This is a genomic window from Sporolactobacillus pectinivorans (assembly GCF_002802965.1).
Lineage (GTDB): Bacteria > Bacillota > Bacilli > Bacillales > Sporolactobacillaceae > Sporolactobacillus > Sporolactobacillus pectinivorans.
On the sequence record NZ_NXGA01000001.1, the window covers coordinates 2,072,566 to 2,085,064 of the forward strand.

18 protein-coding genes and 2 pseudogenes are annotated in these 12,499 nt (G+C 37.5%); 12 read left to right on the forward strand and 8 right to left on the reverse strand.

The genetic code is table 11. The features are described 5' to 3' along the window. Nucleotides 1-172: 172 nt before the first annotated feature. The gene (locus COP04_RS09930; RefSeq protein ID WP_100487840.1) at nt 173-280 is read right to left on the reverse strand and encodes a YjcZ family sporulation protein; all 108 of its coding nucleotides are present in this window, start codon (nt 278-280) and stop codon (nt 173-175) included. A 296-nt stretch (nt 281-576) separates the two neighbouring features. Here COP04_RS09930 and COP04_RS09935 point away from each other — a divergent pair, with 296 nt between their 5' ends. Beyond that, nucleotides 577-1,008 (forward strand): hypothetical protein, encoded by a 432-nt coding sequence (locus COP04_RS09935; protein ID WP_100487841.1) that lies wholly within the window; start codon nt 577-579, stop codon nt 1,006-1,008. Nucleotides 1,009-1,308: 300 nt separating this feature from the next. Here the strand turns inward: COP04_RS09935 and COP04_RS20265 are convergent. Next, nucleotides 1,309-1,497, reverse strand: a pseudogene (locus tag COP04_RS20265) (hypothetical protein); the annotation flags it as partial. Nucleotides 1,498-1,958: 461 nt separating this feature from the next. Between COP04_RS20265 and COP04_RS09940 the strand changes: the two are divergent. The 4 genes from COP04_RS09940 to COP04_RS09955 all read left to right on the forward strand — a co-directional run bounded on the left by COP04_RS09940 (nt 1,959) and on the right by COP04_RS09955 (nt 4,066). After that, nucleotides 1,959-2,282, forward strand: coding sequence for a YnfA family protein (locus COP04_RS09940; protein ID WP_100489619.1), 324 nt, complete (start codon nt 1,959-1,961; stop codon nt 2,280-2,282). Nucleotides 2,283-2,406: 124 nt separating this feature from the next. Next, nucleotides 2,407-2,643 carry a hypothetical protein gene (locus tag COP04_RS09945; protein ID WP_100487842.1) on the forward strand — a complete coding sequence of 79 codons (237 nt, stop codon included), beginning with the start codon at nt 2,407-2,409 and terminating at the stop codon, nt 2,641-2,643. 302 nt (nt 2,644-2,945) lie between these two features. Continuing rightward, the gene (locus COP04_RS09950; protein ID WP_100487843.1) at nt 2,946-3,392 is read left to right on the forward strand and encodes a response regulator aspartate phosphatase; all 447 of its coding nucleotides are present in this window, start codon (nt 2,946-2,948) and stop codon (nt 3,390-3,392) included. Between the two features lie 113 nt (nt 3,393-3,505). Next, nucleotides 3,506-4,066, forward strand: coding sequence for a tetratricopeptide repeat protein (locus COP04_RS09955; RefSeq protein WP_157800252.1), 561 nt, complete (start codon nt 3,506-3,508; stop codon nt 4,064-4,066). A 661-nt stretch (nt 4,067-4,727) separates the two neighbouring features. On the opposite strand, the gene COP04_RS09960 is transcribed toward COP04_RS09955, so the two are convergent. Further along, complete coding sequence (locus tag COP04_RS09960) at nt 4,728-6,071, reverse strand: glycosyltransferase family 2 protein (protein ID WP_100487845.1); 1,344 nt, start codon at nt 6,069-6,071, stop codon at nt 4,728-4,730. Nucleotides 6,072-6,225: 154 nt separating this feature from the next. On the opposite strand from COP04_RS09960, the gene COP04_RS09965 reads away from it, so the two are divergent. The 3 genes from COP04_RS09965 to COP04_RS09975 all read left to right on the forward strand — a co-directional run bounded on the left by COP04_RS09965 (nt 6,226) and on the right by COP04_RS09975 (nt 7,758). Next, a complete protein-coding gene (locus COP04_RS09965) occupies nt 6,226-6,996 on the forward strand; it encodes a metallophosphoesterase family protein (RefSeq protein WP_100487846.1) in 771 nt (256 codons plus the stop codon). A 324-nt stretch (nt 6,997-7,320) separates the two neighbouring features. Beyond that, nucleotides 7,321-7,443, forward strand: a complete 123-nt coding sequence (locus tag COP04_RS20480) for a hypothetical protein (RefSeq protein ID WP_275656861.1) — start codon at nt 7,321-7,323, stop codon at nt 7,441-7,443. Nucleotides 7,444-7,539: 96 nt separating this feature from the next. Continuing rightward, nucleotides 7,540-7,758, forward strand: coding sequence for a hypothetical protein (locus COP04_RS09975; RefSeq protein ID WP_100487848.1), 219 nt, complete (start codon nt 7,540-7,542; stop codon nt 7,756-7,758). A 104-nt stretch (nt 7,759-7,862) separates the two neighbouring features. On the opposite strand, the pseudogene COP04_RS20270 reads toward COP04_RS09975, so the two are convergent. The 4 genes and pseudogenes from COP04_RS20270 to COP04_RS09995 all read right to left on the reverse strand — a co-directional run bounded on the left by COP04_RS20270 (nt 7,863) and on the right by COP04_RS09995 (nt 9,393). Further along, nucleotides 7,863-8,214, reverse strand: a pseudogene (locus COP04_RS20270) (YmaF family protein). Nucleotides 8,215-8,382: 168 nt separating this feature from the next. Continuing rightward, nucleotides 8,383-8,454: a YjcZ family sporulation protein gene (locus COP04_RS20765; RefSeq protein WP_420852789.1), complete on the reverse strand. Its 72-nt coding sequence runs from the start codon at nt 8,452-8,454 to the stop codon at nt 8,383-8,385. Nucleotides 8,455-8,737: 283 nt separating this feature from the next. Beyond that, nucleotides 8,738-8,971: a hypothetical protein gene (locus tag COP04_RS09990; protein ID WP_100487850.1), complete on the reverse strand. Its 234-nt coding sequence runs from the start codon at nt 8,969-8,971 to the stop codon at nt 8,738-8,740. Between the two features lie 305 nt (nt 8,972-9,276). Next, the gene (locus COP04_RS09995; RefSeq protein WP_100487851.1) at nt 9,277-9,393 is read right to left on the reverse strand and encodes a YjcZ family sporulation protein; all 117 of its coding nucleotides are present in this window, start codon (nt 9,391-9,393) and stop codon (nt 9,277-9,279) included. 231 nt (nt 9,394-9,624) lie between these two features. On the opposite strand from COP04_RS09995, the gene COP04_RS20485 reads away from it, so the two are divergent. Then, complete coding sequence (locus tag COP04_RS20485) at nt 9,625-9,759, forward strand: hypothetical protein (RefSeq protein WP_275656862.1); 135 nt, start codon at nt 9,625-9,627, stop codon at nt 9,757-9,759. Nucleotides 9,760-10,044: 285 nt separating this feature from the next. Here COP04_RS20485 and COP04_RS10000 read toward each other — a convergent pair whose 3' ends face one another. After that, nucleotides 10,045-10,152, reverse strand: coding sequence for a YjcZ family sporulation protein (locus COP04_RS10000; RefSeq protein ID WP_100487852.1), 108 nt, complete (start codon nt 10,150-10,152; stop codon nt 10,045-10,047). A 635-nt stretch (nt 10,153-10,787) separates the two neighbouring features. Here COP04_RS10000 and COP04_RS10005 point away from each other — a divergent pair. From COP04_RS10005 to COP04_RS19570, 3 genes are all read left to right on the forward strand, one after another. Next, nucleotides 10,788-11,057 carry a hypothetical protein gene (locus COP04_RS10005; RefSeq protein ID WP_100487853.1) on the forward strand — a complete coding sequence of 90 codons (270 nt, stop codon included), beginning with the start codon at nt 10,788-10,790 and terminating at the stop codon, nt 11,055-11,057. Nucleotides 11,058-11,168: 111 nt separating this feature from the next. Beyond that, nucleotides 11,169-11,354 carry a hypothetical protein gene (locus COP04_RS10010; protein ID WP_100487854.1) on the forward strand — a complete coding sequence of 62 codons (186 nt, stop codon included), beginning with the start codon at nt 11,169-11,171 and terminating at the stop codon, nt 11,352-11,354. 234 nt (nt 11,355-11,588) lie between these two features. Then, nucleotides 11,589-11,750: a hypothetical protein gene (locus tag COP04_RS19570; protein WP_157800253.1), complete on the forward strand. Its 162-nt coding sequence runs from the start codon at nt 11,589-11,591 to the stop codon at nt 11,748-11,750. Nucleotides 11,751-12,499 lie beyond the last annotated feature (749 nt).

The window sequence follows — 12,499 nt, forward strand, 5'->3', positions numbered from 1 at the left end:
GATAAATAGATTTTGTTTCTAGTCATGTAGACTAGTTACTGGCTTCCTTTTTCTTTTTAGTGCAGTAAAATGAATTGCTGAAGATATTTCTTGAAAATTAAAAGAAGGGCACCGAGGCAAGGTACCCTCTGAAAGAGGAAGTTTGATGAGCATCGATGGGTGCGGCATTTTTTTAATAAACGACAGTAGTTCCAACAATAATTAGCAGAATGAACAGCACAACGATTAAGACAAAGGTACTGCCGCCACTGTATCCACCATCATATCCCAAGAGAAGCACCTCCTTGTCATGTGATACTGCATTTTATGATTTGACAAGTAAGCGTGAAAGGGACAAATAAAGGAATGAAAATGACTGTTTCGGAAGAAAAACTAAGCTGTTTGGAAAGTGCGTAAATACGGTGTCTCTTTTTTGAGGATGTTGGTTTGGACGAACATGCCTCATAGCAACAGGGCTTTTGATATCCTTTTATTTGATAAAAGGATGCGTGACGTGAACTGATGGCGAGTTTGACCAAGCGCTCTAGTACTAGATTCTGAATGAAACGATTCAGCCTACTGCAAGGCGATAATAATATGGCCGGATCATTGACGGAAAAGAACCCAAGTGAAACAATATATGGCACATTTCGATACATATTAATCGAAAAGGCCTGCTCTATAAAGCCTAAATTGTCTTTTCTTTGCGAAGAAGGGTATAAAATTAATGCTTTGGAATCATTAATTCATTCTAAAAATTGGCGATACACATATGAGGAGATGATTGATTTGTCAATAGACAATTCTAATAATGGGTTGAAAGAAATCGTTTCTCTATTGAATACTGAAAATAAACCGCTACAATCAGACGAGATCGCTCATAAGCTGAATAAGGATACCAAACAGGTATTAAGAATACTGTGGAATCGAACCTGCCAAGGGGTAGTCAAAATAGTCGTCACGAAGAATAAAAATAATTATATTTGTCGGCCCAGCTATGAACTTGAAAAAAGAGTTAGCCAGCAGTAAAAAATTTTTAACTGAACAAGAGAAGAGCACAGAGCATCCGAGCGGGTGCTCTTTATCTTACTGATTATCTTGACGAGACGATGAGGCAGCTTAAAGCCCCTTAGCAATAAATATTGACTACACGATAAAAGCAACAACAATAATTACAACAAGAAACATGCATCCGGGTTTTCCGATAAAGGTACGATCAAATAAGTCAGTCTGTTCATTTTTATTATTGCTGTTATGGTTTTCTGTGCTCATCTAATCACAATTCATTGTATAATGAGAATTAATCATCTAACATCTAGCAATTAACCTTTATTGTATTGAATGAATCGCTTGGTTGTCTAGCTGTTGAGCTAAGTGTTTAGCATTTTTCTTGATCAGTGACGCTATTAAGATGGTCATACGGTCATACGCTAGTGGAGAAGTATTGTAAATTAATGTTACAAGATCAAAATGAGTTTTCGCTCGGGTTTCAGTCCGGAAAGGAGTATTGTTCAGCTTCATTCCGCTCTATTTTTTTTATTGTTGTGATTGTATAGGGCATCCATTATAAAAATAAGGATTAGGAGCGGAACAGCTATAAAATGGTATTTATAAGGGGTGAAGAACAAAATTAATCCTGCAACAATACAAAATAACAAAAGCATCAAAAAATGTTTTTGTTTTCTGCTAATCAATGTGATCACTCCTCCTTTTTAAAGGGTTCGGATTTTCCAAGCCATAACGATAGGTTAATTTTACCACATTTGAATCCAATGCGATTTAGAGAAGTGAAGATAGGTAGATCCGTACTCAATGTCATTAAAAGGATAAAGAAAAGCAGGAAGAGAAGTTACTCACAGAATGTATATTGGAAATCGGAAGGGCATTGAATTCTTCCTCACGGATCTAACGAGTAAAAATTATAAATGTGAAGGCCTTAAATGCCATCTTGATTTAGAAGGAAGTTATGAATTTTGACAATGATAAAAGCGTGTTTCATTTTTTTCTTATCAGGGTGTGCTGAAATCGGTGGTGGATATCTTATTTGGCAATGGCTGCGTGAAGGACGTTCCGGGTGGTTTGGCCTGATAGGAGGTTTCGTACTATTTGTATATGGCATTATTGCAACATGGCAAGTATTTCCAAATTTTGGAAAAGTATATGCCGCATATGGCGGAGTATTTATTGTCATGAGCATTCTTTGGGGCTGGTTTATCGACAAAAAGGCTCCGGATATAAATGAACTTGTAGGTGGGTTAATTTGCCTTGTAGGCGTCAGTATTATTGTGTCGTCAAGAGGTTAATGAATGAAGCATACAATTTAATTACATTTTGGGCACCCGTAAGGTGGTTTTATTTTTGAATCATGCAGGAAAATGTCTCTATTTGGAGAATGGTAAGGTAATCTGAGGATGGGGATGTTGACTTATGGATGAAAAGAGCGTTGAGCTTTTAAAGGAAATAATAAATAAGGCAATGGGTGGCCTTCCGGTACATGATATAAACGGATCTAAAAACTTCGATAAAATGGTGTTACTAAACAAAGCAGGTTTCAAATATAATTACAAGGAAAAGACTTTCCAACGGGGAGACATCATCTTAACATTGACAGAAATAGGACTTTCGATATTTCCTAAAATTGTTGATATAGCACTGGATAAATAAATTTGAGTTACTGGCACCCTTTGGGGCGCTTTTATTTTTCCTAAATGGAGGTTGGGTGAAATGTAAAGCCACGGTCAAGAGATCCAAAACGTTATGAAACAAACAGTGTTTTGCCGAAAAGTAAAGATAAATTAAAATTAATCGACCTCGCAAAATAAATGACTGTCACATCCAGCATCATTCGGCAAGATAAATGGGATCACAGACTAAAAGAAAGCAGTCCTATTCATTTGTATTGTAAAAAAAAGTAAGCTCACGACAGTGTTCGACAAAGATTTCAAAATATTAGTTGTATTATAGAGATGGGAAGAAAGGAGGAAGTTAATACGAAAATTTCGTCGATTCAGGTTGCAGATAAAATGAATGAATGGTATAGGGCCATTCAAAACTATGAGGTAGAAAAATCTCATCAACTACAAAGGGAGATTAAACAACTTCTCAACCATATGGAAGAAGATCAAACGGTGCTATTGTATTATTCTTTACTTGATTTTCGCATGCGACTGAACGATGAGAATCCGGAACAAAAAGAAAAAGCGACGAAAACCTTGAAATCTATCGATAATAATGAAGAACAGTTAACTGGAATTTTGAACTACTATTATTGGTTTTTTAAAGGTATGTATGAGTTTAAAGGACATAATTACTCTGCCGCTATTTCAAGCTATAAAGTTGCGGAAAAAAGAGTGGAAGAACTGAACGATGATATTGAAAAGGCAGAATACTATCACATCTATATTATGAATTAAAATATACCAGCCTGTCAATCAACTTTGCTGAGTCTGCAATTGCGATATACCAGTGCCATCCTGAATATTTACTAAATCGTTTTTTTTGCAAAAATATTATAGCTCTTAATTTATTGGATAATTACGAATTTGATAAGGCAATGAATGCCTTTTTGGAAGCAAGTGATCTAGCAAAAAGCTCCAATGATCAAAGGCTTAAAGCCATTGTTAATATTAATATCGGTATTGGGTATATGAAACAGGAACTTTTTGACCGAGCAGAACTTTATTTCCAAAAATCATTAGCATTATTTTTACAGTTAAATGACCACTATACGCCGAAGGCATTTTTCAATCTCTTCGAGTCGTATGTCAAACTTGGAAAAGAGAAGTTGGCAGAATCAATCTATAAAAAAGGAATAGAAAATGCTATGTTTTGGGGTGACAATGAGTTCATAGCAAAGATTAATCTTGTGCGAGAACTTATGCCTGATCGGGGACATAAGGAGAATATTGATAGGGCGTTTTTCAATTTACAGCGTTTGAATTTGTATCCTGATATTGAATCTTATTCAATTGATTTTGCCCGCTATTTTACGCGGAAAGGAAATTTGAAAATAGCTAACCACTATTATGAATTAAATATATTGGCAAATTTCTTACTCTTTTATCGTCAACAAACCCAATTAAATTAGCAGACAGAGGAATCGGAGGAAACAGTGTTCCTGCCACTCTAAATGTTTAAGTACTGATTGAAGTGAATTAACTCATTAAATCATGCTTGTGCGGACGCTGGAATTTGACCGAGTTGGAGTAATTAGGAAAGCAAGACTGATTAACTGAGCACCCGATTAGTGCTCTATTTTTTATTCAGCAATTCATAAGGTCAATTAAATCCAAAGATGGCGCGTTCGTTGAGAGGGCAAATAGATTGCATCATGTGACTTGACTGATCCCCGATACTTAACATGTTGCAATTTAGTCACACATTGAAACGTAATCCGCTATAGTAAAAATTTTCTACATGTGTATGATTAATCCCAGGGGGGAATTCATACGAAAGCCAAATTGATTACCAGAACGAGTGCTACTGAATTTGAGAAGGATATGAATTTTTTGTTGGGAAAAATTGGCGGAGATCTGGTGGATATTGAATTTAATGCAGCTGATAATAAGACGAATGAGCGATATTCAGCACTAATCGTATATAAAGAAAAGAAAATTAAGAGTACGTGATCGGTGCTCTGTTTTTAAATCCGCCAGTATGTTTTTTAAGAGAAAGGGATAAAACACTGGAACATAGTTCCCTTTGAGCATCTGAACTACATGATCAACTCCTCTCTAACGTTTCTTGTCTTACCATACACGCTTTAATTTAAAGAATTCCTGTAGGTAACCCCAAACAGAAACAGGTGACATAACGAGTTGGTAAAAAAGAATAAACAAAATAAATCCCAATTTATTTTTTCTAATACGAAGATTTAATTTTTTAAAAACGAAATATTTTTGATAAAAATAGAGCAAGCCATAGCTAATGAATGTTAATGGCAAAACCAATATTGTCGTCAAGCCGACAATCCAGTAAATACCAAAGAAAGCTAAAATTAATCCGGGTATCCAGCAAAGAGTGTACACAACATCGAGATAAGGCATCATCAGATTAATTCCAGTGAGATACTTGGTAAACAATTGCGGTTGGCGCCATGGCTTAACTTCGGTCAGCCCCTCAATCATCCCTCTTGCCCATCTGGATCGTTGTTTGGCAAAATGTTTTAATGTAGTTGGCGCATCTGTAAAAGCGATGGCAAGTGGTTCAAAATATACTTTCCAATTTCGGTGTAGAAGCCTCCAAGTTAATACGATATCCTCACCTATGGCATCCGGCCATCCTTGAACTTCTCGTACACATTCTGTCTTATATAAACTGAAGGCGCCTTGTGCAACGAGTGTTCCTTGATAAAGCCCTTGTAATCTTTTAATAGATGCTATGCCTAAGAAATAATCCCATTCTTGTATTCTTGTCCAAATAGAAGCACGGCTATTACGGACCAGCATAGATCCAGCAACGGCACATACATTATCAGGACTATTTATTATTCTAGATACCAAGAAACGAACGGCAGAAGGATGAAGTAATGTATCTGCGTCTAAGGTAATGACATATGGGGTTTTGACAAATTGCAATCCTTTGTTCAAAGCATGAAATTTACCGGGTTTTTGCTCGTGCAGAATTTCAACGTTTAAATCAAATGCTTTTGAGGCTCTATTAACTTCTCTGTCTGTATGATCAGAAGAATTATTGTTTATTACAACAACGCGTATCTTCTCTTTGTAATCCTGATCGGCAACATATTTCAAAGTGTTAAATATAGATTCTTCTTCGTTATAAGCGGCAATAAGCAGCGTCACTTGCTCATTAGGGAACCTGTTATTAATAATAGGCTGTTGGTCAAGTAATAAGCTGATCACAAGAAAAGCATTCATGTAGCCGGGAATGTAAGCAATACCGCCGACGATCATCACAGCTATAGGAAATGTAACAACTGAAGAAAAGTCTCTAATCCAAGGCAGCGAAAGATAAACTGAAAAGAAAAGCCAGCTCAATGAAACAAAGTGACTGATCCAAAACTTAAGGTTTACGCTGATATAAAACTTCCTAGGCTTGTATTCTGGCTCAATAGGAGTTAGGTTGGGTTGCATTTCACTCTCCAAAGTAATATCGTTTTAAATTATTTCAATATTAACCTAGTACATTATACCCATTTTTCAGCCTATGATCAATCGCTTGAATAACGTAACAATTCAAAAGAAATATTCGTTTAATAGCGTGAACGCACACGGGGGGTACATAAAAATGAAAATTGCTGCACTCTATGATATTCACGGTAACTTTCCAGCGCTGAAAGCAGTTCTTAATGAACTCAAAACAATACAGCCGGATTTGATTATCGTTGGAGGTGACATAGTCTCAGGACCGATGCCTGTTCAAGCACTGGACTGCCTATTGCGTTTACGCAAAAGGACAAACGTTAATTTTATTAGAGGAAATGGAGACAGAGAGGTTGTCGAAGCGTCAAGAGGATTAAAGCTGCCCCAATTATCAGACCAAGGTCGTCAAAATCAACAATGGGTCGCTAATACATTAACTGCAAGGCGTCTTGAATTTCTCTCAGACTTGCAAAGTACAACGGAGATTCATACTAAAAATCTTGGTGATCTCTTATTTTGCCATGCAGCACCAGAAAGTGATGCAGACATTTTTACTCCAATGTCACCAAAAAAATGGCTCAAAACACTCTTTGCTCATGTTAATCAGCCAATAGTTGTGTGCGGGCATACTCATATGCAATTCAAGATAGAACTTGGGAAAACGTGTATTATGAACGCGGGAAGCGTTGGGATGCCCTTTGCGAAACGACCAGATGCATACTGGCTGCTTATTAATTCATCAGATGGTATTAAATTTAAACAAACGCAATATGATTTTGGAAGAGCAGCGAAAGACATCGGAAAGAGCAACTATCCAGCTGCTGACGATTTTGTAAAAAATAATTTGCTTCACATCCCAAATGAGGAAGAATCAATGGCATTACTTGAAAAAATATCAAAAAATAGATTGAAATAAGAAAAACTTCTAGCGAAAAAAATTCAGATAGATTAAAAAACTAAAAGATTGTTGCTGTGTATACAGATTTAGCGGCAGTGTCATTGAACTTAGTTTGATCAAGCTGCCTCCCATCCCGGGATCGGCCAGCCTGAAAATGCTCAGGGAGGCATTAAACAGGTTCCGGGCTTTGATAATCCCCGTTCGTGCAGCATTGGAATTGTTGATCGCTGGCGTGTTTCTCCTGCCAAGCAATGAATATTTATCCTGTGGTGGGGAAAGTGCTTGATTGAAACTGAATGCAAGGTATACATAGACACACAGGAATAACAGGGAGTTTCCCGCGTGAAATACCACATGGCACCCAAGATCATCAGTCTGATGGATCGTGCGTTTTCTGAAGCGAAAACGACAAAGTTCCTGAACGAGGCAATTTGTCTATGCATACTGTATGGATATCCTATTTAAAAAGTAGCGATGCAGAATCAAAGCAGGAATGAACAGTTTCTATATTGAATTCCAACCGGAAATGAATACAGTACTTTGACAAAGTTTTAAAAATTTATGAAACGGTATCTGGGAGTGGTAAACATCAAAGGATTTATTGAATTTCACACCGGAAACGACTCTTATCGGATATTGCTCAAGATCGACGATATCAATATGATTTTTGAAACAGAAGATGCAAGGGCGAGAATCTATCTCGAGAATGGTGAAGATTACTATACTTATGAATCTTATGACGAAATTAGGAGTGCCATCCAGGAGGCATGGGATGATTGACTGGCATTGACTTCACCATCACAAATACGGTGTGCCATTCTCTCTATGATTGTTGTACGCCGGAGATTAAATTTGGATTAAAAAAATGCCGCTTTTTCATGAGTTTACGAACCTGTGTTTCCGGTGTACTGATGTGAATGAGGACTAGCACCATTTACAGTGGTCGTGCCTCTAAATTCGTGATAATGCCTCCATCCGGAGGGCCCGTTACGACTGATATCTCATGCCGGTGTCCATCGTCATAAGAGGTAAAAGAAAAATACCGGTGTATGTAAGGTACCCCATTCGGAGCAGTAGTTCTGCATATTGATACCTCCTCATGTCAAAAGAAGTCTCCCTATTAAATTGATGGACATGAACGGGTCTACCGTCCCAACTTGTTATAAAAAGTTGATGAGAAGGAAACGGGTCTGAATCGTTGGAATGAAACATGAAATCAGTAACAGGAATTCCCATTTGTACGCTCCTTTTATTACATGAGCGCTCAGGACGGGAATTCATATTCATAATTATTCGGTCTAGAACAGTGGAAGAAATTTATTAGATATCAAAAGGACACCCGGCCAAGGTGTCCGATACACGGCAAGATAAAGGATACTGACAAGAATGGGAAGCGCGAAGAAATTAGTAAAAAAGGGTGGCACCAACAATGATCAAAAGAATGAACAATACAACGATTAGAGCAAAACTGTTGATACGGGAATATCCTCCAACTGGATAAGTTTGATATCCGCCGCAGCCGCATGAATAGCCCATAAAGGCACCTCCTCATCAAGTGATAGTGCATTATATGAGTGGAGGTTTATGTGCGGAAGGGACAGATTAAGGGGGAAAACAGCCTGTTTAAAGAGGAAAATTTGACTTAGGAATAGCGGAATTTTCCACAATACCGGTAATAAGGGGGCATGGCTAGACTGAATATCAGCTACAGACCGGGGCATAGCAGAGGTGTTGTGTATTAGTTCAGTGACCGCGGATACTAGATACTTTCAGATGAATTTGTTTTGGATTTTTCCTTTTGTTCTTTGGATTTTGTCGTTTTATTTTTTAAGGCATAAAGTGCCATAAAGATTAGAAGCAGCGCAATGCGCAAAAACGAAAATTTAAAGGGAATGACCAGTAGGATTACCAGAATTGAAGCAATATAAAGCAGAGATAAAAACAAAGGAGAGTGTTTATATTTATATAGCATTAAACTCATGATTTTTTTCATTGAAAATCATCTCTTTAGATCAGTCATTTTCTCATAAATCAATTATAACTAATATGTATTGTAAACGCTATAAATTTATGGATTATTTAATAATTATTGTTCATCTAGCACACAGAATATTATCAGAAACCACTGCTTATGGAGAAAAATTATTGCTTAACTGCTCAGAGAAGGCATCGAACTGTGGATGGAAAGACTTAAGGTGAGAAAAATTTCATGAATGATTAAAGGACAAGGACACCTAGTTGCAAGGTGTCCCTATGTGGAGATGCATGGGTTTGGAGTCAGGGGTAGATCAGTAGTAATTAGTAGCAGAAAGTGGCGCCAATAATAATCAACAAGATAAACAGGACGATGAGCAACGCAAAGCCATTACCATAACCATATCCGCCTCTGCATCCGTCGACAACAGGAGCTCCCATAAGCGATCCCCCTTTTTTAAGTGATAATGCATTATATGAGCGGATAGACAGATGCGGAATAGTTGATAAACCCAATTGTGGGTGAATATATTTTACAAAATAAAAATTAAAGGAAAATGATTGTTATGATCATGAATAGAAATAGGAATAAATACCCGAAATGTGATAAGGGCGAAGAAACCCGTCGTTGCGACTATAATCAATAGCACACTTTAAGGGAGCGATGAAATTATGAGTACGGAGTATCGGTCCTTTATTGAATTATTTTGGGAAGTTAACAAGCGTTTGGACAGCGTTGAGAGAAGCTTATCACTGTTAAATGAATTGTGCGATCGGATCGAGGAACATCAATCGATGGATGGATAACAAAAAACCGGAACCTCCAGCTGTTTATTAAATTCGGAGTATATCTTTATTGGACATTTTGATCGTTCTTGTACCAGGATCGTTCACATTCGTTTCTCCTCATCAAAATATTCGAATTCGACTCTCGGTGTGATGAGATGGAGTTTATCTCGAATAACCGATACAGAAATACGGCATCTAGTTACACGACGGACGGAGAAGAGAATGATTAAAGGACACCCGGGTGCAAGGTGTCCTTTATGTGGAGGTGCATGGATTGGAACCAGGGAGGCGGATCGGAAGCGGTTAGTAGCAGAAAGTGGCGCCAATAATAATCAACAAGATAAATAGGACGATGAGCAAAGCAAATCCGTTGCCATAACCATATCCGGGGCCTGCAACAGGAGCTCCCATAAGCGACACCTCCTCGACACGTGATAATGTATTATATGAGCGGATAGACGGATGCGGAATGATTAAAAAGCCCATTTGAGTAAACAGTCCAGCCACAATAGAAGATGCAGGCAAGATTTTATTTAAACCCTAAACATCGAGTGTAAATTAATTTGAGAAGATGATGTGTGAAGGATATCGAATTATCAGATCTTTGAACATAAGTAAACAAGAATATTCTTCAATCAATCCATAAGGTCGGAATTTTAATGACAAAATGGTTGAATGTGGTTTCGAGGGTCAATCTCAGGCGTTTGACGGCAGCTTAAGTGTTCTTGGAAGAGATCAAATCTCAGGGCTGGTCATTCATAAATGGCAGTCAGGTTTTAAAGAACGATTCAACAGCGTTATAAGGGCTTCTGTGGATAAAAAAGTAACCTGTTTGGCAATGTGCTGATTGATTTCATTGAAACTAAAGAGATCCAACTTTTTGACTTATAACTAAATAGTTATCTAAGCGAAGAACACAAGGTACTGATTGAGACCGAATCAGTGCCTCTTTTATTCTAAAAAAATTCAATGCGATGTTCTAAAACTGGCACTCCGTGCATAGTATTATAAATACTATTATAAAAGCGAATGTGAGGCTAGGTTAAATGAACAAAGAAAACAAAAAGATTCACTACTTATCTGAACATGGTTGGAGTCCTAAGCAATATATAAACAATAATACAACAACGGTCATCTGGAGACTTCAAATAAGCGACGGAGCTCATCGGGAACAGTCCGAGTTGAGCTTGCTGGAGATAAAAATGCTGACCTATAAAGGATTAACCAGGCACTGCGAATATATTGAAAATCGCTTGAGGAGAAGTTTGGAAAGAGCAAGAAAAAACGGCCCATTTACGAGTAAAATATATGGATAAAAGTGGCCGACATGAAGGAAATAACTTTCATGCATAAAAATGCATCCAATTGACAAACGATAAAGTATTCCGGAAAACGAACCGAATCAGGATAAGTTGGAGATGATAAGATTGAAAATCAAAGTTTTTTCAGATTTCCAATCCAGCAAATTGGAGAACGTGGTGAATGAATTTTTAAAGAATCATGGGAAGATTGAAAAAATTGAATTCAGTACATCTCAAAAAGACAACGATGATATGGTCTACGGAGACAGAGAAAAGATGTTTTATTCAGTCATGATCGCGTATGATGGGTAATTAAATTATTGGCGAAAGCATCCTTTGGGGTGCTTTTTTGTTGCCTGTTAAATGATCAGTAATAATTTTTCTGATATTAACTGCCCTATATATTGGGATATATTTAACGGGTGTTGGAACGAATGAGAATTGATAAGCCAAGGCAAAAAAAGATGCCATTAGGTAAGAACCCAATAATAAATGGTTGAATACATATAAAGTCATAAGGGATGAAAAACAAAAGGGGTGACTAGAATGAATCAAACCAAAGCAGCTGTGGTTTTGAATGAGAAGAATAAAGTCGTTGCGGCTGCGCTTTATCTTGGTGGAGTTCTGTTCTTCTTAATCGGCTCAATCATTGCGTTCAATGCGGCTTATCGCTCATACGTCTTTGCTGCAGAAAATATCCCCGTATAATTTTTTCAGGCTTCATATATTGGCGAGTTGTTTGACCGTAAAAATGGAGTTTACAGATGAAGAAACGGTCAGAATAATCAAACGGGCAAATGGATTTATTAAATATTTTTTTAAAGGCGCACGAGAAAGGTGCCCTTTAAAGGAGTGATCAAACGGATTGGATCATCGACGGTTAATCTTGAGTAGTGGTGAATATCAATGATAATGAACAAAATGATGATTAGCACAAATCCGTTGCCAAATCCAAAACCACTAAATCCACATCTGCCGTACTCATACCCGCATGCGCCACACTGACAGGAAAGCCCATAAAGTATCCCACATATCAGGTGATGATGCATTATATGACGGTTAAACAGATGGGGAATGATTAAAAAGACTATTTGCCAACTAGGCATACAATGTGAAAACAAAGAGGCAAATTATTTATTTGGTGAACCTGGTAGTTCTGTAGTCTGGTCATCAATTGAATGTGCCTAGCAGGATCTCTTCGGAGGTCCTCTTGTTTTTGCGCAAAAATACTGATTTACCCGTCTTTTCGGGCAGATTGGGGCAAACATAAACTGTAAAAAAATGAATCCCAGAGGTAATGACATTGAACAAATATGACTTGATTTACGGGAGATTGCCACAGTTTTGGGGGCGGTGACAGGATATCTGTACGGCAACTGGTATCCGCTAATGGGGGCCTTAATCGCTTTTATTGTCCTTGATTATATTTTATAAATCTGTCGTCAAGGTGGCACACG

Excerpts from the sequence above, each read along its gene's own strand:
- COP04_RS09935 (WP_100487841.1), top strand. The coding sequence starts at position 577 with ATGGCCGGATCATTGACGGAAAAGAACCCAAGTGAAACAATATATGGC.
- COP04_RS09940 (WP_100489619.1), top strand. The coding sequence starts at position 1,959 with ATGATAAAAGCGTGTTTCATTTTTTTCTTATCAGGGTGTGCTGAAATC.
- COP04_RS09945 (WP_100487842.1), top strand. The coding sequence starts at position 2,407 with ATGGATGAAAAGAGCGTTGAGCTTTTAAAGGAAATAATAAATAAGGCA.
- COP04_RS09950 (WP_100487843.1), top strand. The coding sequence starts at position 2,946 with ATGGGAAGAAAGGAGGAAGTTAATACGAAAATTTCGTCGATTCAGGTT.
- COP04_RS09960 (WP_100487845.1), bottom strand. The coding sequence starts at position 6,071 with ATGCAACCCAACCTAACTCCTATTGAGCCAGAATACAAGCCTAGGAAG.
- COP04_RS09965 (WP_100487846.1), top strand. The coding sequence starts at position 6,226 with ATGAAAATTGCTGCACTCTATGATATTCACGGTAACTTTCCAGCGCTG.
- COP04_RS09975 (WP_100487848.1), top strand. The coding sequence starts at position 7,540 with ATGAAACGGTATCTGGGAGTGGTAAACATCAAAGGATTTATTGAATTT.
- COP04_RS09990 (WP_100487850.1), bottom strand. The coding sequence starts at position 8,971 with ATGAAAAAAATCATGAGTTTAATGCTATATAAATATAAACACTCTCCT.
- COP04_RS09995 (WP_100487851.1), bottom strand. The coding sequence starts at position 9,393 with ATGGGAGCTCCTGTTGTCGACGGATGCAGAGGCGGATATGGTTATGGT.
- COP04_RS20485 (WP_275656862.1), top strand. The coding sequence starts at position 9,625 with ATGAGTACGGAGTATCGGTCCTTTATTGAATTATTTTGGGAAGTTAAC.
- COP04_RS10000 (WP_100487852.1), bottom strand. The coding sequence starts at position 10,152 with ATGGGAGCTCCTGTTGCAGGCCCCGGATATGGTTATGGCAACGGATTT.
- COP04_RS10005 (WP_100487853.1), top strand. The coding sequence starts at position 10,788 with ATGAACAAAGAAAACAAAAAGATTCACTACTTATCTGAACATGGTTGG.
- COP04_RS19570 (WP_157800253.1), top strand. The coding sequence starts at position 11,589 with ATGAATCAAACCAAAGCAGCTGTGGTTTTGAATGAGAAGAATAAAGTC.